General features: G+C 68.5%; 22 protein-coding genes. 16 read left to right on the forward strand and 6 right to left on the reverse strand.

Annotation, left to right across the window (positions count from 1 at the left end; all coding sequences use genetic code 11):
* Positions 1–98 precede the first annotated feature (98 nt).
* From FB455_RS32350 to FB455_RS32360, 3 genes are all read left to right on the forward strand, one after another.
* The gene (locus FB455_RS32350) at positions 99–1,628 is read left to right on the forward strand and encodes a tetratricopeptide repeat protein (protein ID WP_013287183.1); all 1,530 of its coding nucleotides are present in this window, start codon (positions 99–101) and stop codon (positions 1,626–1,628) included.
* A gap of 96 nt (positions 1,629–1,724) precedes the next feature.
* Positions 1,725–2,720, forward strand: coding sequence for a hypothetical protein (locus FB455_RS32355; protein ID WP_013287182.1), 996 nt, complete (start codon positions 1,725–1,727; stop codon positions 2,718–2,720).
* Positions 2,721–2,812: 92 nt separating this feature from the next.
* Positions 2,813–3,151, forward strand: a complete 339-nt coding sequence (locus tag FB455_RS32360) for a hypothetical protein (RefSeq protein ID WP_013287181.1) — start codon at positions 2,813–2,815, stop codon at positions 3,149–3,151.
* A gap of 213 nt (positions 3,152–3,364) precedes the next feature.
* Here FB455_RS32360 and FB455_RS32365 read toward each other — a convergent pair whose 3' ends face one another.
* Both FB455_RS32365 and FB455_RS32370 read right to left on the reverse strand, forming a co-directional pair.
* Positions 3,365–3,688 carry a pentapeptide repeat-containing protein gene (locus tag FB455_RS32365; protein WP_049794834.1) on the reverse strand — a complete coding sequence of 108 codons (324 nt, stop codon included), beginning with the start codon at positions 3,686–3,688 and terminating at the stop codon, positions 3,365–3,367.
* A gap of 133 nt (positions 3,689–3,821) precedes the next feature.
* Positions 3,822–4,268 (reverse strand): hypothetical protein, encoded by a 447-nt coding sequence (locus tag FB455_RS32370; RefSeq protein WP_030275198.1) that lies wholly within the window; start codon positions 4,266–4,268, stop codon positions 3,822–3,824.
* On the opposite strand from FB455_RS32370, the gene FB455_RS32375 reads away from it, so the two are divergent.
* The 9 genes from FB455_RS32375 to FB455_RS32415 all read left to right on the forward strand — a co-directional run bounded on the left by FB455_RS32375 (position 4,234) and on the right by FB455_RS32415 (position 11,999).
* Complete coding sequence (locus FB455_RS32375; RefSeq protein ID WP_255367934.1) at positions 4,234–5,550, forward strand: DUF808 domain-containing protein; 1,317 nt, start codon at positions 4,234–4,236, stop codon at positions 5,548–5,550. The two genes, FB455_RS32370 and FB455_RS32375, sit on opposite strands and share 35 nt — an antisense overlap.
* Positions 5,551–5,913: 363 nt before the next feature.
* On the forward strand, positions 5,914–7,287 hold the full coding sequence (locus FB455_RS32380) for a DUF4303 domain-containing protein (RefSeq protein ID WP_145755720.1): 1,374 nt from the start codon (positions 5,914–5,916) through the stop codon (positions 7,285–7,287).
* Positions 7,288–7,587: 300 nt separating this feature from the next.
* A complete protein-coding gene (locus tag FB455_RS32385; RefSeq protein WP_486481628.1) occupies positions 7,588–7,866 on the forward strand; it encodes a hypothetical protein in 279 nt (92 codons plus the stop codon).
* A 57-nt stretch (positions 7,867–7,923) separates the two neighbouring features.
* Entirely contained in the window at positions 7,924–8,337 is a 414-nt protein-coding gene (locus FB455_RS32390; RefSeq protein ID WP_013285038.1) for a transposase, read from the forward strand.
* Positions 8,334–9,338 carry an IS3 family transposase gene (locus FB455_RS32395; protein WP_145755722.1) on the forward strand — a complete coding sequence of 335 codons (1,005 nt, stop codon included), beginning with the start codon at positions 8,334–8,336 and terminating at the stop codon, positions 9,336–9,338. Before FB455_RS32390 ends, FB455_RS32395 begins: the two co-directional genes overlap by 4 nt.
* A gap of 41 nt (positions 9,339–9,379) precedes the next feature.
* Complete coding sequence (locus tag FB455_RS32400) at positions 9,380–9,805, forward strand: HAD domain-containing protein (RefSeq protein WP_486481629.1); 426 nt, start codon at positions 9,380–9,382, stop codon at positions 9,803–9,805.
* Between the two features lie 151 nt (positions 9,806–9,956).
* The gene (locus FB455_RS34480; protein WP_030275191.1) at positions 9,957–10,703 is read left to right on the forward strand and encodes a hypothetical protein; all 747 of its coding nucleotides are present in this window, start codon (positions 9,957–9,959) and stop codon (positions 10,701–10,703) included.
* 419 nt (positions 10,704–11,122) lie between these two features.
* Positions 11,123–11,392, forward strand: coding sequence for a helix-turn-helix domain-containing protein (locus tag FB455_RS32410; RefSeq protein ID WP_232236806.1), 270 nt, complete (start codon positions 11,123–11,125; stop codon positions 11,390–11,392).
* Positions 11,393–11,435: 43 nt separating this feature from the next.
* Positions 11,436–11,999 carry a dihydrofolate reductase family protein gene (locus FB455_RS32415; RefSeq protein WP_030275190.1) on the forward strand — a complete coding sequence of 188 codons (564 nt, stop codon included), beginning with the start codon at positions 11,436–11,438 and terminating at the stop codon, positions 11,997–11,999.
* A 129-nt stretch (positions 12,000–12,128) separates the two neighbouring features.
* Here FB455_RS32415 and FB455_RS32420 read toward each other — a convergent pair whose 3' ends face one another.
* On the reverse strand, positions 12,129–12,785 hold the full coding sequence (locus tag FB455_RS32420) for a response regulator (RefSeq protein WP_047892984.1): 657 nt from the start codon (positions 12,783–12,785) through the stop codon (positions 12,129–12,131).
* 49 nt (positions 12,786–12,834) lie between these two features.
* Positions 12,835–14,025, reverse strand: coding sequence for a methionine adenosyltransferase (gene metK, locus FB455_RS32425; RefSeq protein WP_114920778.1), 1,191 nt, complete (start codon positions 14,023–14,025; stop codon positions 12,835–12,837).
* A 142-nt stretch (positions 14,026–14,167) separates the two neighbouring features.
* Here metK and rfbB point away from each other — a divergent pair, with 142 nt between their 5' ends.
* Entirely contained in the window at positions 14,168–15,157 is a 990-nt protein-coding gene (gene rfbB / locus FB455_RS32430) for a dTDP-glucose 4,6-dehydratase (protein ID WP_013287172.1), read from the forward strand.
* A 58-nt stretch (positions 15,158–15,215) separates the two neighbouring features.
* On the opposite strand, the gene rfbA is transcribed toward rfbB, so the two are convergent.
* Entirely contained in the window at positions 15,216–16,088 is an 873-nt protein-coding gene (gene rfbA, locus FB455_RS32435; RefSeq protein WP_013287171.1) for a glucose-1-phosphate thymidylyltransferase RfbA, read from the reverse strand.
* Between the two features lie 16 nt (positions 16,089–16,104).
* Positions 16,105–16,884 carry a cyclase family protein gene (locus tag FB455_RS32440; RefSeq protein ID WP_145755723.1) on the reverse strand — a complete coding sequence of 260 codons (780 nt, stop codon included), beginning with the start codon at positions 16,882–16,884 and terminating at the stop codon, positions 16,105–16,107.
* 153 nt (positions 16,885–17,037) lie between these two features.
* On the opposite strand from FB455_RS32440, the gene FB455_RS32445 reads away from it, so the two are divergent.
* The 3 genes from FB455_RS32445 to FB455_RS32455 all read left to right on the forward strand — a co-directional run bounded on the left by FB455_RS32445 (position 17,038) and on the right by FB455_RS32455 (position 19,603).
* Positions 17,038–17,478 (forward strand): nuclear transport factor 2 family protein, encoded by a 441-nt coding sequence (locus tag FB455_RS32445; RefSeq protein WP_145755724.1) that lies wholly within the window; start codon positions 17,038–17,040, stop codon positions 17,476–17,478.
* 67 nt (positions 17,479–17,545) lie between these two features.
* Positions 17,546–18,286 carry an SDR family NAD(P)-dependent oxidoreductase gene (locus FB455_RS32450; RefSeq protein ID WP_145755725.1) on the forward strand — a complete coding sequence of 247 codons (741 nt, stop codon included), beginning with the start codon at positions 17,546–17,548 and terminating at the stop codon, positions 18,284–18,286.
* Positions 18,287–18,340: 54 nt separating this feature from the next.
* Positions 18,341–19,603 (forward strand): activator-dependent family glycosyltransferase, encoded by a 1,263-nt coding sequence (locus tag FB455_RS32455; RefSeq protein WP_145755726.1) that lies wholly within the window; start codon positions 18,341–18,343, stop codon positions 19,601–19,603.
* Positions 19,604–19,634: the final 31 nt, after the last annotated feature.

Genomic DNA, 19,634 nt, shown 5'->3' on the forward strand with positions numbered 1-19,634 from the left:
CATTTGGGCCTATATTCGCCCTAGTGAAGTCGACGGGTTGGCGTAGATGGCTGCGGCGGGGGACGCGGGTTGACGCTTCGCTGCGCCAGGTCGGGGCGGTGGTCGATGAGGCGGTGGAGCTGTCGCGCGCTGGTCGTTTCGACGATGCGGTCGAGACGGGCCGCCGGGCTGTGGAGATGTTGTCTGGCTTGACAGCACGGGACCGTGGCACGGTTCTGCCCACTCTCGTCCTGGCATGCAGCAACCTGTCCTATTACTTGTCGGACGCTGGCCGGCCGACGGAGGCGCTGGAGTGTGCGGAGGAGGCGGTCCGGCTGGCCCGGGAGCTTTACGCCATCGACCGCCGTCACGAGGAGCAGCTCGCGGAGGCCCTGGACGCGCTCGCCAGGCGACTTATGAGTTGTGGCCGAACGCCGGAGGCGCTGACTGCTGGCCGTGAGGCGTTGGCGTTGATGGACGTATGTCCTGACGTCCTGCTGTCGCGCCTGCTTGAGCCCTACGCGATGGCGTTGGCGGCGACCGGCCAGCACGCCGAGGCGCTGCAGGTCAGCGACCGTGCCCTGCAGTTGCTGCGCAGGCTGGCTGTGGATCAACCGGTCGGCTCGCAAATGCACGACGCCCTGGGCAGGGTCTTGAGCCTGCACGCGAACCGGCTGTTCGAGGCAGGGCGGTGGGAGGAAGCGGTCGACGTCGGCGCCGAGACGGTCGCGCACTTCCGTGAGTCGATGACGGGCAGCCAGCCGCGGCGTCTCGGCTACCTGGCGACTGCTCTGAAGAACCAGGCGGTTTGTCTGGCGGGAGTACGACGGACGGCGGAGGCTCTGGCGGCGGCCGCGGAGGCGGTCGAACTGAGTCGTGAACTTGTCGCAGCCCAGCCCGAGGTGCATCATCCGCTCCTCGCCTCGTGTCTGGACACGTACGGCGGGCGGCTCAGCGAGATGGACCGGCGGGCGGAGGCCGCGGCCGCGACCGATGAGGCGGTGAAGCTGTATCGCGCTCTGGCCGCTGTCGACCGGGCGGTATACCTGTCGAGGCTGGCCGAGGCGGTGGGCAATCAGGGAGCCGTCACCGAGGATCGACAGGCCAGCCTCGCCCTTACGACAGAGGCAGTGCAGTTGCGTCGGGAACTCGTTGCGGACAACCGGGCCGGACACCTGCGGGACCTGGCGCTGTCGCTGTTGAACCTGGCTAACGGCCTGGCCAGGTCCGGCCGGCTCGACGAGGCCCTGGCCGTTGGCGAGGAGACCCTTGAACTGCAGCGTGAGGTAGCGACGGTCGACCGGCCTGCAATCCTGTCGCGACACGCGGAGATGCTGCGGCGGCAGGCGGTGTGGCTGGACGACGCCGGCCGTACGGTCGAGGCGCTGGCGCTCGGCGAGGAAGCGATCGCGGTCGCTCGCGAGGCCGTCGCCGGTAACCGGGCCGCCAATCTCAAGATTTTGTCGTATGCGCTGGAGGATCAGGCGGCACGGCTCGAGAAACTGTCCGGTCGCGGATCGCGGCAGACGCGACGGCCCGGGGGCACGCCAAGCTTCAGCAAGAAGAAGGCGCGCCGTGCGCAGGTGATGGCGCGCGAGGCGCAGGAGTTGTGGGCGGAGTACCAGCAAGGTGCGTCGGCCTCCGGCTAAGCGACGCCACAGCGTGCGTCATCGCGTGGTGGTTCCGGAGCGGCCGTTCGGTGCGGTCGGGAAGATCCTGTCGGATCCGCTGCCTAGGGTCAGCGCATGTACTTCGTGTGCCGTTGGCGAGAGGATTCTCCATACAGTAAGCGCGTTGTCACCCTGCCTGATGCGAACGTGCTCGACTGGTTTCGCCGCGGCTGGAAGCACGACGACCCGACGGGGTGGATCGACAGTGAGCTGGGCGGCGATGTGTACGGCTTGGAGTCGATCTTTGAGGCGGCCGGGGAGCGTAACCTGCCGCCGCCGGAGTCGGTGGACGAGCTGCGGCAGCTGCTGACCGAGTACCTGTGGGTGGAGGGCGACGACAAGGGCGACTTCATTCGGCTCGGTGAGCACGCCCTGAGGGTTCGCACCGATGACGACGAGGTGGATCTCGCGTACTACTTCGTCGATGACGACGCGGCGTCTGCCTCACCTGACCGGCTCGCGTTCCTCCTGCACGACACGTGGCCGCTGCCCACCGGCGCGGGCGGGTCGGAGACCGTCTTCCGCCACAGCGTTCCCGTCCGCAGCGTCCGGCTCGCCCCGCCCGGCACGGACTGCACCTTCTCGGTCCGCCTGTGCTGGCAGTCGCCTGACCTATACCGGAACCTGGATCTGACCGGTGCCATCCAGTTTCCCGGCGTGAGCCTGCCGGACCTCGCCACCCACCTGGCCGTCGATGGCCCCGGCAGCCACCGATGGCCACACGACGTCCGGCTGCTACGGGCGCTTGTCGCTCCCGGGGAACACGATATGGGTCGGGCATTGGAGCGCTACGCCCAGCTGCCAGGTTACGCCCCATCACCTGCCAGTCTCGACCGAGCCCCCGCGCATGAAGCCGTTCTTCAGGAGATAACCGACCTGCTGCACACGGAGCGTCTCGCCGAATCGCTGATACGGCTGGATGCGCACATCGCGCAGGTCGCCCGATACATCGACGGCTTCTTCGGGTTCGACCAGTGGATCCTGTTCGACAATCGCTGGGCGGCGACCCATCCCGAGCTGGCACGCTCGCTGCTGCACTACGCCGCTCACTGGGACCCCTACGAGAAATAGCTACGGGCGCGGGTCGTCGTGATCATCGAGGGGGTTGCCGGGTGAACATTTCGTGGAGTGCTACGTCTCCGACGACAGGGACGTTCGCAGCGGTGGAGCGCTCGGGCATCGCTGGCCTCATCGAGCGGTTCGATGGACTGCGGACCCAGGGGCGCGGGTACGTCGAAGTGCGGGCCGGCGATGTTTTCCCTGTGCTCACGCTCGGGTTCACGGAGTCCGCGGCGGTCGTCCATCTGATGACAGGCGAGGACGCCATATCCCTGCTGGCCGCCGACGAACCTGCGAGCATGAATGCGCAGGTACTGGTGCTGGACGACCTGGTCGAGTTCGCCGCGGACTTCATTCTCGACCTCGAAGGCGCCTGGCAGGTCGTCGAGGAGTTCGTCCGGACGGGCGACCCTGGCCGGGCAGGAGGATGGCGTGAGTTGTAGTGACGGCCATCGCGGATGGCGTCCACGCGCTGGCGTCACGGCCAAGCCAGCACGAGATTGCTGAGCCCTTACTCAATCCGTTCTAGGCCGTCAAACGCCACCCAACGATGCGCACGTCCAGCAACAGGGCCAGCTAGCTGGGGTAGCGCGGTTAGGCGGGTGAACGCGATGACAGCTCGGTGGCCCAACATCAACTGGACGTAACCCCGGAATCTAGAGATCGTTCGGCCACCCAATGACGCGCTCGGCGGTGACGCCTCGAAGGTCGGCTCCGTCCCACCGTGCCCCGGTGACGTCCGTGCGTCCGTACTCCGGATCGTGCGTCCTGACGTAGCCGAACCGCGCGTAGGACAGGTCGGTGTCACGCAGGTCGGCGCCCCGCAGATCGCAGCCGGCAAAGCTGACACCGCGAAGAGACGCGCCCCGAAGGTCGGCGCCACGGAAGTCACACAACTTGAACGAGTGCCCATCCAGGGTGCGGTGCCGAAGATCGCGACCCGCGAACGATTGCCTCGTCGCGCGGAGCGGGGTGCTCACCCGCGAACCGTAGCGTGGTCGCCCGTCGCCGAACCAGCGGTTTCTGCCCACTCACTTGCGGGGCAGTCCGTAGCGCAGGACCGCTACTTCGCCCGCACGTCGTGACGCGCGGGCGCCAACCCGAGCTTGACCGTTAGTCGTAGACCTCAGGCCGCCACAGAGTCTCTTCTCTGCGATCCGCCTCCGGCGGAGCCTGAAGCAACGGATGATCTTGTAACGGGCTGCGGTAGACCTCCAGTTTGTGTTCCGGCTGTGCGTTCCGTAGGGCGGCCACGAGGTCTCCGAGTTCCTCGACGACGGCGATGATCTGCTCCTCGCTGTAGCGGGCAGGGGCGTTGGTCTTCTCTTCGGCTGGCGTGTGCTGGTGCCGTTCGGCGTGTTCGCGTTCTGCCTGGGTCTCGGCGATCCAGCCGGCAACGACGCCTGGGTCGGCGTCGGCGTCGAGCGCCGCCCGGTAGCGCGCCAGTTTGGCGTCGCACCCGGCGATTGTGGGTCCTTCGAGCGCCGTCGGGGCGGCGGTGGGCGCTGCCGCAAGTGTGGCCAAGTTGCTCGCCGAACACGGTCGCATCGAGGAGGCCATCGGCCTGCACCGCAAACGCCTGGACGCCGGCAACGAACTCGCCGCCGGAGACCTCGCCGAACTGCTCGCCGAACACGGCCTTACCCGCGAACTGGAGGCAGAAGTACACGCAGGTACTTCTACGGCCACGTACTGGGTCGAGCTCTCGCCCGATATAAGACCCGGGCGGTGGCGTGCCGCGCGCAAGGACCTGAGCGAGAATGGGCCAGTTCGAACTCTGCGCAACCCTGGAAGGACCCCTCCCTTGGCCGGTGGACTCGTAGCCCTGCTGGATGACGTGGCGGTGCTGGCCCGAGCCGCTGCCGCGTCGATCGATGACATCGGGGCGGCCGCCGCGAAGGCCGGCGCCAAGGCTGCGGGCGTCGTCGTCGACGATGCTGCCGTCACGCCGCAGTACGTACGGAGCCTGGCGGCCGAGCGTGAGTTGCCGATTATCAAGCGCATTGCCCTGGGGTCGCTGCGCAACAAGTTCTTCATCATCCTGCCGGCGGTGCTGCTGCTCAGTCAGTTCGTGCCCTGGCTGCTCACTCCGATCCTCATGCTCGGCGGCGCCTACCTCTGTTACGAAGGCGCGGAGAAGGTGTGGGCCAAGATCGCCCATCACGATGCCCACGGCGCGGGCGAGGAGAAGGTGCAGGACGAGACGACACTGGTGTCCGGGGCGGTACGGACCGACCTGATCCTCTCGGCGGAGATCATGGTCATCACCCTGAACGAGGTGATCGATGAGGCGTTCTGGTCCCGCCTGGCGATCCTGGCTGTCGTCGCCGTCGTCATAACCGTCCTGGTATACGGCGTGGTGGCCCTGATCGTAAAGATGGACGACGCCGGACTGCGCCTGTCGCAACGTTCCGGCGCCGTCGCCACGTTCGGCCGCGGTCTGGTGAGGGCGATGCCGGTAGTCCTCACCGTGCTGACGGTGGTCGGCACCGCGGCGATGCTGTGGGTGGGCGGGCACATCCTGCTGCTGGGCACGAACGAGCTGAACCTGCACTTCCTGTACGAGGCCGTGCACCACGTGGAGGTGGCCGCCCACGACGCCACGGGTGTTCTCGGCGGGCTCGTCGGCTGGCTCGTCAACACGGTGGCCAGCGCGATCCTCGGGCTGATCGTCGGAGCGCTGGTCGTGCTGGTCATGACTCTCACGCTCCACCGCCGCAAATCCAAGCCTGCGACTGCGACTGCGGCGGCCGCGACTCGTACTGACGGCATCATCCCCGCTCCGCCGAGCCGTGCAGCTCAGCGTCGCGACGCTCCTGTGGACCGAGCGCCGCGCGGGTGACCGCAAAATCATCGCAATTCGACCAGGGGGTCAGGCGTTCTGGTGCTGAACCGCTCAGTACTCCAGCCGCACCTGGTGGAGCCAGAGTCTTCACTGGTAGTGGGCCGTTCTGACGCGGTATTGGTGTCGTCGTCGCCATCGTGACCTACCGACACAAAGACCGCGCCCTTGGCCGCGTCCCCGCAGCCACCAAGACCAACGGCTAACTGACTCCACGCGCGCCTACTGCCCGCATCCCGAGCGATGCAAGACCAGGCCAGGGCGCTACCAACATCGGGTTCGGCCCGGGCGGTTCTCGGGCCGGACGGGATTGGCGGGGCAGCCATCGGGGAGGGGAGCGGCCGTTTCGGGCAGGATAGCGGGGTGGCGGTGGGCTTGGACTGGGCGAGCTTCGAGCGCGTGCTGGTAGACGCCCTGGTGCAAGCCGTCCGGTCGACCATCGCCGAACATCCTGACGAGCGGTTCTACGCCGCGGCGTTGGACCGGATCTACCGCGAGACCGATGGCCAGATCACCCTGCCCAGCCTCGCGATGAACAGTGTCGAAGCGTTGGCGCAGCTTCCCGCCGAGGAGCAGACGGATGTGCGGTGGAACGCCGCCGACTGGGACCACTACGACGACGAGTGGCTCGCCGAGGGCCTGACCCGGGATTGGGAACGGCAGCTGGCCGCGGAGGCCTGCCGAGGGACGACCCGGCAGTGGGAGGCGACGTTCCGCCGGTACCTGTCGATGCTCGTGCGCGTGTGTAAGCGAGCCAGGGTCGCACTTCGCACCAGCGGCGTCACCGACCGGGACTTCGTGGTGCTGCTGCTCGACGACGAGTACCACGAGACGCTGATCAAACGCGTCCTCACCGAACGTGAGGTGAGCCGGCACATCCCTGAGTACGACCAGCGGGCGGTCGTGATGGCCCGGGTCGCCGCACTACCGGAGGCCGGACGCGCCGCGTACTACGTCGCCCGGCTGGACGCGTTTGACGGCCCGATCAGCGGCGAGGACGCCCAGGTGGCGCTGCGTGATCTCGGGCTGGCCGCGTTTCCCGCCTTGATCCCCCTGCTCTCTGCCAAGGACCGGGCGTGGCGGGCCGCCAAGCTGCTAGCCGACATCGGCCAACCCGACGGCGGCGTCCTGCGGGCACTGCACGAGGCGCTGACCGAGCGGGAAGGACCGGACCAGTCGTGGGCGGGCCGTGCGCTGGCGCGGCTGGGCCGCCTCGATCTCGTGCTCGACCAGATCCACCGTCTTCCGCAGGAGGTTGTGATCACCGCCGTCGCCGCCCCGTACACCAGCTTCCGCAACCAGGCGGTCATCGCACGGCGGTTGGACTACCGGCCCTTGCAGGACGTCATCGAGCGCCGGCCGGCGTATGTGCCGGCGCTGGCCGAGGAGCTCAAGCCAGGGCGGGGGTACTGCGACATCACCGTCGGCGAGGTCGACGAAGCGATCCGCGGACTGGCCTCGCCGTACGTCGTCATCCGCCGGCACGCGGTGTGCGTGCTCGGCGAATGGCGTCTCGGTGCCGCCGTCGCGAGGCAGGTCCTTCCGCTATTCGGACAGACGGTCAGCCAGGACCCGGACGCCACCGTGCGACGGCTGGCGATCCTTTCCCTGCGTGGCTGGCGCAAGGAGTCTTACCGGCACGCGAACGTGATCAGCGAGGCGCTCAACGACCCAAACGAAGACGTCCGCGAAACCGCCGCCTACTGGCTACGGGAACAGAACGGGCGACCCGCGTGACCGCGTATGTGCTCACGTGGGGTGGGCAGCCGTTGGCGCGCCCATGCCTGGCTGCCGCGACCAACTCGTGAGAGCTGCTGAATCGCGACCTGGCCCTCGCGGACGTCGGACAAGCAATGACCCCCACCATGGGGTGGAGCCGGGTTGAGCTGCCGGACCGTGAAGGAGCGTTAATTAGTGGACGAACGGACCCGCGAACTTCTCGACGCCGCGGTGCGCGAACAGCTTGACACTCACAGCCGGGTTCTACCGCCATGGCGAGCGCACCCGGAGATCGAGCGGTACAGCATCGGCTGGCGCATGGGCTACGGAGAATGGCACCTGATGCTCTGGTGGCACTGGTGGGAGTCCGCCCCCATGGACCAGGCGGCGCGGATCGCGTACTTCCAGGCTGACGAGCCGCCGCACCAGTGGCTGGACTGGGCCGCGGACCAGATCTGGCCGGATGAGGACTTCGGTGAGGCGAGCGTACGCCGCCTCGCCGCACACGGGATCGGTACGCGTCCGCTGTTGTTCCTGGACGTGGACGGAACACTCCTGCCGTTCGCCGGCGCCGCGCTTCCCTGTCTGCCAGGCTGAGATAAGACAGCCTTCCCGAGCGAGCTAGGCTCGACGGGAGACAGGAAGAGGATCATCGTGACACTACCCAACACGCCTGGTGAGCAGGGCGGACGGCCGAAGCGGCGGGCGTTCACCGCGGAGTACAAGCTGCAGATTGTGGCGGAGTACGACGCGGCGAAGGCTACGGGTGAGGGGGCGGCGATCCTGCGTCGGGAGGGCCTGTACCACTCCCACATCCTGGAGTGGCGTGCCGCGCGGGACGCCGGGGCGTTGACCGCGTTGGGCGCCCGTAAGAGCCCGGTGGGTGAAAACCGGCGCCGTAGCGCGGAAGCGGCCGAGTTGGAGCGGTTGCGGCGGCGTAACGAACGTCTGGAAGCGGATCTGGCGCGGACGAAGGCCGCCCTGGAGATCATGGGAAAAGCGCACGCGCTCTTGGAAACACTGTCCGAGAGCGCGGAGGACACCCCGACGCGGCCACGCCGGCGCTGAGTGAGGCGTTCGACAAGTTGGTGCCGCTGCTGGGTGTGGCCGGGGCGTGTCGGTTGACCGGCCGGTCCCGCGCCACGCACTACCGGCGTCAGCAGCCGCCCGTGGTGTCCCGACCACTGCGGCCGAAAACACCGCCGCCGTCGACGCTGACCCCAGCCGAACGCCAGCAGGTGCTGGATGTGTTGCACCGGGATGAGTACGCGGAGATGTCCGTGGCGCAGGTATGGGCCCGTGAACTCGACCAGGGTATGTACTGGTGCTCGCAGTCCACGATGTACCGGATCCTGCGCCAGGCGGGCGAGAGCCGGGAACGCCGCAGGCAGGCCACCCACCCGCCACGCACGATTCCGCAGCTGGCCGCGACCGGGCCGTCGCAGGTGTGGTCGTGGGACATCACCCGCCTGAAAACCACGGTGCGGGGCGTGTTCTACCACCTGTACGTGATCATCGACGTGTACTCCCGGTACGTCGTCGGCTGGCACGTCGCCACCGGCGAGGACTCGATGCTCGCCCGCGAGGTGATCGATGACGCCATCACCCGCAACCAGGCCCGACCCGAAATCTTGCACGCCGACCGCGGCTCGTCGATGACCTCCAAACCCGTCGCCGAACTCCTCGCCGACCTGGACGTCACCCGCTCGTACTCCCGGCCCCGGGTGTCAAACGACAATCCGTACTCCGAAGCACAGTTCAAGACGTTGAAGTACTGCCCCGCGTTCCCCGACCGGTTCGCCTCCCTGCACCATGCCCGCGAGTTCTGCACCGAGTTCTTCACCTACTACAACCACGAGCACCGCCACTCAGGTATCGGTCTGCACACCCCCGCCTCGGTGCACTACGGCACCGCCAGCGACGTGCACGACCAGCGGCAACGCATTCTCGACGCCGCTTGGCGGGCCCACCCCGACCGGTTCACCCGCCGCCCCCGACCCCCAGCCCTGCCCGACACCGTCTGGATCAACAAACCCACAGCTCAACCCACCGAACTACAGAACACCTGACCACGAAAACGTCTCACTTGACTTGACAGGTTCCGCTTCAGATGGACGACGAACCCAACCCGTTGCTGGCCGGACTCAGCCCTGAACACGGCCGTCGCCTGGCCGCGTTGCCGTGCGACATGGTCTGGGCCACGACCTGGATGGCCGAAGCGAACGAGGTACTCGCGCCGCGGCTCGGTCTGCCTCAGCTGCCCATCGTCGACTGGCCGGACGAAGATGACGACGACGGTCGGCTGCACTGGAAGACCCGCCACCTCGTCGAATGGGCCGCGGGACGCCGGTTCGTCTGGGTCGACGACGAGATTACCGACGCCGACCGGTCCTGGGTGGCCGCGAACCACAGCTCTCCCGCGCTCCTGCATCGTGTCAACCCACGCCATGGCCTCACCGATGCGGACTACAACACCATCGCAGGATGGCTGATGAAAGACGGCTCCACATGCATGAACGAGGAGACCACGTCCTAGGACGCTCTAGAGGGTGTGCCAGCGACCTCAGGCTCCAGTCGGTTGTCGTGTCGCTGAGTAACCGCGGTGGCCCGCCCCATGATCGCCGCCGATGCGTCCGGCGACTCGGCCCGCACCATCGCCCGGCAGTAGCGGGCCACCGTCCGCCGAGATGTTCCGGCACCTCGACCGCATCGATCCCTGGCTGAAGCGCATGGACCCTGCCGGGCCGCACGAACGCCCCCAGGAGCGCAGCACGCTGAGCCGCGACAACAAGGAGATGCATCCGTACCAGCTCAGCCAGGCTGCCTGGCAGGCCCTCTCGCACGCCGTCGACCACCTGCACTGCCTGCGCACCGTCCTGAAAGACGCGCACGTCATGCACATGTACGCCCCGTACTCGCTGGCCCGAGCCGCCTTGGAGAACGCAAGCGCTGCGGTATGGCTGCTCGCGCCGGACGACCGGGCCGAGCGAGTCCGCCGGCGGTTGCGCTTCGCTGCTCTGGACATCAAGGGCGGCGAGGCGGTCAGGGAACTGCTCGGTGCGCCGGAGGGACGCAAACCCGCGGAGGCCCGCATAGAGCAACAAATCGCGCGGCGGAGAGGTGTCGATCCGAAGACCGCCGTGCGCCGGCTGACGTACGGGGAAGTCGTCGAAGCAGCTGGCGACACCATGCCGGGCGGCAGAGTGCCGTTCGTGCTCACGTGGAAGATGTGCAGCGCTATCGCCCACGGCGACCTTTGGGCCACAATCAACGTGGTCAGCCAGGAGGAGATCCCGGGCGCACCCTCTGGCCTCGCCCACCTGAAGATCACCGCGGACCCGAAGACGTTGTTCTTCGCCGTGTTCTTCGCCGTCTCGATGACCGCCGCCGGCTGGCGCCTGTACGACGATCGGTCGCGCCGCATTCGCACTTAGCGCGACGTCACCCTGAGTGTGGGAACCGTACAGACGCAGAGGACGGCGAGGGGTTGGCGTTCGCCTCCGCCCCGGCCGACTGCCCGCGGGTGGTCTGCGGTCAGGTCGGTGGCCTCGTGTGCTGGTCGACGCCAGCCGGGGCACCAGTTACCGTGCTTTGGCCCTGTGCTGGGCCACGGCCTGGGCTCGGCGTGCATCCTCGCCGGGTAGGTGGGGTCGTCGGGCCCGCTTGGCTTGCAGGGTGGCGGACGCGGGAAGCCTGACAGGTAGGGCAGCGGCTGTCGGATTCGGGCAGGGGCGTTCGTAGTCAGTGTGAGGGACAGCCTACGAGGGTGCTGTCGCGGTCACAGGAGGTGATGGGTGATGCGCCCGTGCGTCAAGGTCCACTGCATGCTCGATCTCGTCGGCCCATTGCCACCGTGACCTTCTCCGAGGTGCCGAACGAGGCGTTCCTGGCCCTCGGTATGCGCGACTACTGGGACGGCTACTTCGCGGGCCGGGCCGCGCTGCTGGGGCTGGCACCGGCGCAGGTGATGCACGCGGTCTTCGACAACTTGCGGGTGGCCGATCGACCTTGCCACCTGGCCCGCGGTCAGCGCGCCGACCGCGGGCCGGGCTCTGTATGCGGGCTCCGGGCGCTCGCTGTGCCGGAGGAGCCGGTGGCCCGGCTTCAGGCGGTACCACGCTGATGAGTGTCCAGGCTGTTGCGGTTGATCATCGAGAGGTAGGGGCATGGCAAAGCTGATTTATGTGAATAACGTGTCGCTTGACGGCTACATGGAGGACGAACGCGGCGCGTTCGCCTGGTTGCCGATGGACGACGAACTATTCGTTGTCTACACCGATCTCCTGCGTTTCGTGGGCACGTTCCTCTACGGGCGGCGGCTGTACGAGGCGATGGCCGTCTGGGAGACCGACGCCGCTCTGGCCGCGCAGTCCGACCTCATGGCCGACTTCGCAAGCGCCTGGCAGGCAGCGAGAAAGGTCGTGTACTCCACGACCCTCGCGGCGGTGTCGACCGCAGACACCCGACTCGAACGCCGCTTCGACCCCGAGGCGGTACACGAACTGAAGGCCACGGCCAGCAGCGATCTCACCGTTGGAGGTGCAAACCTCGCGGCGCAGGCTCTTGAGGCCGGGCTGGTCGACGAGTGCCAGCTGTTCGTTTGGCCCGTGGTCGTCGGCGGGGGTAAGCCGGGCCTGCCGACCGGCATGCGCGTCGACCTTGAGCTCCTCGATGAGCGCCGATTCCGAAACGGCGTCGTACACCTTCGCTACCGCCCTCTCGGGCAGTGAGCGACGGCCCTGTCGGATCGCCAGCGCTTGCATGGCGGCGGAGCGCTGACGGCTGATCCGACCGGAGACCTCCCAGGAAGACCGAAGTGGTCAGCGTTGGTTTCCGCACCTCGAGCCTGCGGGGGCCGATCAGGTGCCGACGCGGCGTGTCTCGTAGGCCCATATCACGATCTCGACGCGGTTGCGGGCGTTGAGCTTGCGCATCAGGGCGGCGATGTGGGTCTTGACGGTGCTGAGGCTGATGGACAGCTCATCGCCGATCTCGCTGTTGGTCCGCCCGCGAGCGGCAGCCAGCAGGACCTGTTCCTCGCGAGCGGTCAGCGGCTCGACAGGTTCAGGTGGCACCGAGCGCGGGCGGCTGTTCGCGAAGGAGGACAGGAGCCTCGCGGTGATGTTCGGTGCGATCAGGGCGTCGCCGCGGGCGGCGGCATGGATGGCCTGGGTGAGCATCTCGGCGCCGGCGTCCTTGAGGAGGAAGCCTCGGGCGCCTGCCTTGAGCGCGCCGTAGACGTACTCGTCGAGGTCGAAGGTGGTGATGACGACGACGGCCAGAGGATCGGCGACGTCGGCTCCGGCGAGCTGGCGGGTGGCTTCGATCCCGTCGACCTCGGGCATGCGGATGTCCAGCAGGCACACGTCGGGACGCAGCGAACGGGCCATGGAGATCGCCCGGCGGCCGTCGGCGGCGTCGCCGACGACGGCGATGCCCGGTTGGGCGTTCAGGATCATGCAGAGCCCTGCTCTGACGATGTCCTGGTCGTCAGCGACCAGCACGCGGATGGTCATGACGCGCGCGCTGTCCGAGGAAGCGTGGCAGGCTTTCCCGCCGTTCTGTTCAGGCCGCGGCGTCCTTGAGGTCCTGTGCGCGATCGGTGTTCTCCCACAGCAGATCGGGCAGTTCCCGGCCGAAGTGGCCATAGACGGTGGTCTGCCGGTAGATCGGGCGGAGCAGGCGCAGGTCGCGGATAATCGCGGCCGGCCGCAGGTCGAACACCTCGTCGATCGCCCGCTCGATCCGGTGCGTCGGGACGTTCTCGGTACCGAACGTGTCCACGAGGAAGCTCACCGGGCGCGCCTTGCCGATCGCGTACGCGACCTGCGTCTCGCAACGCTCGGCCAGGCCGGCCGCCACCACGTTCTTGGCGACCCAGCGCATCGCGTACGCCCCCGAGCGGTCCACCTTGGAGGGGTCCTTGCCGGAGAACGCGCCACCGCCGTGGCGAGCGTATCCGCCGTAGGTGTCGGCGATGATCTTGCGGCCGGTCAGGCCTGCGTCGCCCATCGGCCCGCCGATCTCGAATCTACCCGTCGGGTTCACCAGCAGCCGGTAGTCCTCGACGTCCACGCCCAGGCCGGTCAGCTCCGGCTCGATCACGTGTTCGCGCACGTCCGGGGCCAGCAGTGAATCGAGTGAGATGTCCGCGGCGTGCTGGGACGACACCACCACCGTGTGCAGGCGGGCCGGGCGCGAGCCGTCGTACTCGATGGTGACCTGGGTCTTGCCGTCGGGCCGCAGGTAGGGGATCGTCCGATCCTTGCGCGCGGCGGCGAGCCGGCGGGCCAGCCGGTGCGCCAGCGCGATCGGCAGCGGCATCAACTCGGGTGTCTCCGAGCAGGCGTAGCCGAACATCATCCCCTGGTCGCCGGCGCCCTGGGTGTCGAGGGCGTGCACCGAGCCGCCGGCCACCCGCTCGATCGCCCGGTCCACGCCGCGTGCGATGTCGGGCGACTGCGCGCCGATGGAGAGGTTCACGCCGCAGGACAGCCCGTCGAAGCCCTTCCGCGACGAGTCGTACCCGATGTTCAGGATGGTGTCCCGGACGATCTGGGGGATGTCCGCGTAGGCCCGCGTGGTCACCTCACCGGCGACGTGGACCTGACCTGTCGTGATCAGCGTCTCCACCGCCACGCGGCTTTGGGGATCCTGCGCGAGCAGGGCGTCGAGGACGGCGTCGCTGATCTGGTCGGCGATCTTGTCCGGGTGGCCTTCGGTCACCGACTCGGAGGTGAAGAGGCGACGTGTCACGGTGCTCCTCGGGGGTGGCGGACTCGGTCGCCGAAGCCTGGCGGCACCGGCTCAAGGAAGGCTCAAGAGCGGGCGGACGATGCGTCCATCGGCGTTCCAGTGATGTCGCGGCCGGGATCGTTAGCGTGCCCGTATGACGACCATGCTGATCACCGGCGGAGCGGGCTTCATCGGCGCGAACTTCGCGCACCACGTCCGCCGATGTCATCCCGGATACCGGATCATCTTGCTGGACGCGCTCACCTACGCAGGGAACCGCAGCTCCCTCCGGCCGATCCTCGATCACATCGAGTTCGTGCACGGCGACGTCCGTGACGCCGAAGTGCTGGATCGGCTGGTCGCGGCCAGCGACACCGTCGTGCACTTCGCGGCCGAATCCCACGTCGACAACTCGCTGCTGGATCCGGCGCCGTTCGTGCAGACGAATCTGGTTGGCACGTTCAACCTGCTCGAGGCGGTACGCCGCTACGATCGGCGGCTACACCACATCTCCACCGACGAGGTCTTCGGTGATCTCCCGCTGGACTCCGACGAGCGGTTCACCGAGTTGAGCCGCTACGACCCCTCCAGCCCCTACGCGGCCACGAAGGCCGGCTCCGACATGCTCGTGCGCGCCTGGGTGCGCTCCTACGGGGTGCGAGCCACCATCTCGAACTGCGCGAACAACTACGGTCCCTACCAGCACGTCGAGAAGTTCATCCCCCGGCAGATCACCAACGTCCTCGCCGGTGACCGGCCGAAGGTCTACGGGCGGGGCGACAACGTCCGGGAATGGACCCACGTCGACGACCACAACACGGCGATAGACGCGATCCTGCGGTCCGGCCGGATGGGTGAGACCTACCTCGTCGGCTCCGGGCAGGAATGCGACAACCGACAGATCGTGCGCCTGATCCTCGAGTTGATGGGCCGGCCCGCGGACGACTTCGACTTGGTCACGGACCGCCCCGGGCACGACGCGCGCTATGCCAACGACAGCGACAAGCTGCGGACCGAGCTGGGCTGGAAGCCCCGGTACGCCGATCTCTCCGCCGGCCTGGCCGGCACGATCGACTGGTACCGCCGCAACGGGTGGTGGTGGAAGCCGCAGAAGGACGCGACGGAGGAGCGCTACCGGCGACTGGGTCGCTGACCGGCTCCGTCCTGACGCCTGGCGGAGCCGGCCCGGGAACGGGCCGGCTCAGGCGTGCTCAGGCCAGCTCACCCGCGATGTCCATCACGTAACGGCCGTAGCTCGAACCAGCCATCGCCTCGCCCAGCCGGTGACAGGCGGCGGCGTCGATCAACCCCATCCGCAGCGCCACCTCCTCGATGCAGGCGATCCGCACGCCCTGCCGGGCCTCCAGCGTGCCGACGTAGAGGCTCGCCTGGAGCAGCGACTCCGGCGTACCGGTGTCCAGCCAGGCGAAGCCCCGGCCGAGGTCGACCAGCCGGGCCCGCCCGCGTTCGAGGTAGACCTGGTTGACGCCCGAGATCTCCAACTCGCCGCGCGGCGACGGTCCGATGTTCTTGGCAATGTTGACGACGTCGTTGTCGTAGAAGTAGAGCCCGGTGACGGCCCGGTTGGAGCGTGGCTTCGCCGGCTTCTCCGCGATGGACACGAGTCGGCCGTCCCCGTCGGTCTCGGCCACGCCGTAGCGCTCCGGATCGTGTACCGGGTAGCCGAAGAGGACGCAGCCGTCCACCTCGCGCGCAGTCTCCAGCAACAGGTCGGAGAAGCGCAGCCCGTGGAAGATGTTGTCGCCCAGCACGAGGGCGACCTCGTCGTCACCGATGTGGTCGGCGCCGATCAGGAACGCCTCGGCGATGCCGCCCGGGTGCGGCTGCTCGGCGTAGCTCAACCGGAGCCCGAGATGCGCGCCGTCACCCAGCAGCCGCCGGAACTGCACGAGGTCGGCGGGGGTCGAGATGAGCAGGATCTCGGTGATGCCTGCGAGCATGAGCACCGACAGCGGGTAGTAGATCATCGGCTTGTCACCGACCGGCAGCAACTGCTTCGACACGGCCAGCGTCAGCGGTCGCAGCCGGGTTCCGGAGCCGCCGGCAAGGATGATGCCCTTCACTGGTCCACCTCGGTCCTCAGTCGTCGATCAACGCGACGGCGCGCGTCCAGCCGGCACCGGCGCCGGCGATGCGGATGGGGAAGCACGCGACCCGGAAGCCGTACGGCGCGGGTAGCTCGCCCAGATTGGCCAGGCGCTCGATCTGGCAGTACTCGCGCTCGCGCCCGACCATGTGCGCCGGCCACAGCACCGACCGGTCACCGGTCCTGCGGTAGCGGTCGATGATGTCGCCGAACGGCGCGTCCAGGCTGAACGCGTCGGTGCCGATGACGCGCACCCCCAGGTCGAGCAGCAGCCGGGTGGCGGGCCCGTCGAGGCCCGCGAACCGGGTGAAGTATTCCGGGGTACCCGCCCGGGCGTCGGCACCGGTGTGCAGCAGCACGATGTCCATCGGGTCGGGACGCCGGCCGATGCGCGCGAACTCCTTCTCGATGCGGGCCGCGTCGATCACGCCCGTCCCGGCGTCGGTGAGGTCGAGGACCATGCCGGGCCGGAAGAACCAGTCCAGCGGCATGCTGTCGATGTGCCTCGGCGTCCCGTCGCCGTACGTGGTACGGGAACCGTAGTGCGACGGCGCATCGACGTGTGTGCCGGTGTGACTGGTCAGCGAGAGGCGGTCGAGGGACAGGAACTCGCCGTCGGGCAGCTCGTGCGGGTCGAAGTCGATACCGAAGTGCTTGCGCATCTCGGCGCACATGTGTTCGGCGCCCTCGCGCGGGGTGAGCATCTTGTGCACCACCGGGTCGGGCTCGGCAGACGATGCGTCGATCGCTGAGGATAGGTCGATCAGCCGCACACAGCACCTCCGCGGTCGCGTCAGTCGGATGGCCTCGATGCTGCGCGCGGCGGCCGGAACGGCGGTCGAGCGTCGCTTGCGGCCGGAACCAGGGAAGTTCGATGTGTACCGGGCACCGTCGAGCGGAAGCCGAGAAAGCCGATGGAGGACTCCATGCCGCTGGACACCGATCAGACCGCGGGTACGACCCCCACGTACGCCCGGGTCCAAGACTTCTACGCCCGGCACATGCACCTGCTCGATGCCGGCGAGGCGGCCGAGTGGGCCGCCATGTTCACTCCGGACGGCGTGTTCGTCCCGCCGTCGGCGCCCGAGCCGATCCGTGGCCGCCAAGCGCTGGAGGCGGGCGTGCGTAGCGCCGCCGCAGCGCTCGCGGACAAGGGCGAGCAGGTCAGGCACCTGCTGACGATGGCGGCGGTTGAGCCGCGCGCCGACGGTGTGCTCTTCGTGCGCAGCTACACGCAGGTCGTGGTGACGCCGCAGGGCGGTAAGCCGCGGTTGGACATCATGTGCGTGTGCGAGGACGAACTCGTTGCCGCGGGCGACGAGTTGCTGGTGCGGCACCGTCGGGTCACCCGCGACGACCTCCCCTGAGGGCCGTGGCCGTCGTCGTCGAGCGCGGTGCGAGCGCGGCACCGGCCGCGTGTGACAGGGTCGTCATGTGACACGACACGAGGAACGCGTCTGGCTCGTCACGGGCGCATCGCGCGGGTTGGGCCGGGCGGTGACCGAGGAGGCCCTCGAAGCCGGTGACCGGGTAGCCGGCCTGGCTCGCGACGTGACCTCCTTGGCCGCGCTCGACCGGAAGTATCCGGGTCGGCTGCTCGCCCTGCCGACCGACGTGTCCGACCGAGCGGCGGTGTTCGGCGCGGTGGATCGCGCGGTCGCCCAGCTCGGCGGCCTCGATGTCGTGTTGAACAACGCCGGCGAGCTGCTCGCCGGAATGGTCGAGGAGTACACCGAGGAGCAGGTGCATGATCACCTCGCCGTGAATTTCCTCGGCGCGCTGTGGGTGTCGCAGGCGGTGCTGCCGCGGCTGCGCGCCCGTGGCGCCGGTCACCTGTTCCAGGTGACATCGAAGGGAGCCGGTGAGGGGCGGGGCGGCTACGGTCTCTACGGCGCCGGCAAGGCCGCCCTGAAGGCCCTCAGCGAGGCCCTGGCCGACGAGAGCCGCGACTTCGGGGTCCGGGTCACGATGCTGGAACCCGGCCCGCACGCGACGACTCTCGGCAACGCCATGAAGTCGACGCCGCGCCTGGACGTGTACGACCGGACGCGGCGCCGCCTGGCAGCCGAGGCCCCGCCGCTGGGACCGGTCGCCAGCACCAGGAAGTCGGCGGCCCGGATCCTGGAGATCGCGGGACTCTCCGATCCGCCGATCCGGGAGCCCCTGGAGGCCTGACCGGCTCCAGCGTCGCTCAGCGTCACGTCGAGCGTGCGGCCGCATGGTGCGCGCATGCGAGTGCTGTTCACGCCGTTTCCGTCCAGTTCCCACGTCAACAATCAGGTGCCGCTCGCCTGGGCGCTGCGTGCCGCAGGGCACGAGGTCTGCATGGCGACCCAACCCGACGCGACCGAGGACATCCTCGGTGCAGGGCTGACCGCCGTGCCGGTTGGCGACATGCTCGACGTCGCGCAGCACGTTCGCGACGCGGAGGCCCGCGAGGAGGAACGCCCACCCGCCGACGGCGAGGCCGGGTCGTGGCTCGACACCTTCGACATCAGCGAAACCCGCACCGAGTCGCTGACCTACGACTATCTCCACGGCACCCTGACCGCCTGGACGAACGTCGTCCTGCAGAACACCATGCCGCGCCGGGCGCTCGACGAACTCGTCGCCTTCACCGCGCACTGGCACCCCGACCTGGTGATCTGGGATCCGATGTACTTCGCCGGCGCGATCGCCGCAAAGTCGTGCGGTGCCGCGCACGCCCGCTTCCTGTTCGGCCTCGACGTCCTCGGCAACCTGCGCCGGCACTACCTCGCGGCTCTCGCGGCCCGTCCCGCGATCCTGCGCGAGGACCCTCTCGCCGAGTGGCTCGGCCGGTTCGGATCCGGGTTCACCGAGGACCTTGTGGTCGGTCAGTGGACCCTCGACCCGGTTCCGTCCTCGCTCGCGCTGGATACCGGACTGCCGCGCGTCGGTGTGCGGTACGTGCCCTACAACGGCGCCTCCGTCGTGCCGGACTGGATCGGCGAGCTGGAGGCCGGCACCGCACGCGTGTGCATCACGCTGGGCATGGCGCATCGCGAGGTGTGGGGCACCGATCGGCTCTCCGTCGGCCGGATCCTCCAGGGTGTCGCGGACCTCGGCGTCGAGGTGATCGCCACCCTCGACGACGTCGAGGCCGACGGGGTGCGGGTCGTGGACTTCGTGCCGCTGGACGTGTTGCTGCCGCTGTGCTCGGCGGTCGTGTCGCACGGTGGGGCGGGATCCTTCCAGACCGCGCTGGTGCACGGCGTTCCGCAGGTCGTCGTGCCGGACATGCTGTGGGACACCGGTCTGAAGGCACGCCGTCTCGCCGGGGCCGGTGCCGGCCTGTACGCCAACGACCTGACCGGGCTGCGGGACCTGGTCGGTCAGGCGCTTCACGATCGGGGGATCGCGGCGGCGGCCCGACGCCTGCGATCGGAGGCGCTCGCCATGCCCGCGCCGAGCGAGGTCGTAGCTCTCCTCGAACGACTCACGGCAGCGAACCGGCCAACGGCAGCGGGCTGAGAGAGACACCCGCTCCAGACACGCTCGACCT

This window comes from Micromonospora sp. CNZ296 (genome assembly GCF_007827635.1).

Excerpts from the sequence above, each read along its gene's own strand:
- FB455_RS32370 (WP_030275198.1), bottom strand. The coding sequence starts at position 4,268 with ATGGCCTCCTCGATGCGACCGTGTTCGGCGAGCAACTTGGCCACACTT.
- FB455_RS32355 (WP_013287182.1), top strand. The coding sequence starts at position 1,725 with ATGTACTTCGTGTGCCGTTGGCGAGAGGATTCTCCATACAGTAAGCGC.
- FB455_RS32420 (WP_047892984.1), bottom strand. The coding sequence starts at position 12,785 with ATGACCATCCGCGTGCTGGTCGCTGACGACCAGGACATCGTCAGAGCA.
- FB455_RS32445 (WP_145755724.1), top strand. The coding sequence starts at position 17,038 with ATGCCGCTGGACACCGATCAGACCGCGGGTACGACCCCCACGTACGCC.
- rfbB (WP_013287172.1), top strand. The coding sequence starts at position 14,168 with ATGCTGATCACCGGCGGAGCGGGCTTCATCGGCGCGAACTTCGCGCAC.
- FB455_RS32400 (WP_486481629.1), top strand. The coding sequence starts at position 9,380 with ATGGACGACGAACCCAACCCGTTGCTGGCCGGACTCAGCCCTGAACAC.
- FB455_RS32385 (WP_486481628.1), top strand. The coding sequence starts at position 7,588 with ATGGGCTACGGAGAATGGCACCTGATGCTCTGGTGGCACTGGTGGGAG.
- FB455_RS34480 (WP_030275191.1), top strand. The coding sequence starts at position 9,957 with ATGTTCCGGCACCTCGACCGCATCGATCCCTGGCTGAAGCGCATGGAC.
- FB455_RS32415 (WP_030275190.1), top strand. The coding sequence starts at position 11,436 with ATGGCAAAGCTGATTTATGTGAATAACGTGTCGCTTGACGGCTACATG.
- FB455_RS32455 (WP_145755726.1), top strand. The coding sequence starts at position 18,341 with ATGCGAGTGCTGTTCACGCCGTTTCCGTCCAGTTCCCACGTCAACAAT.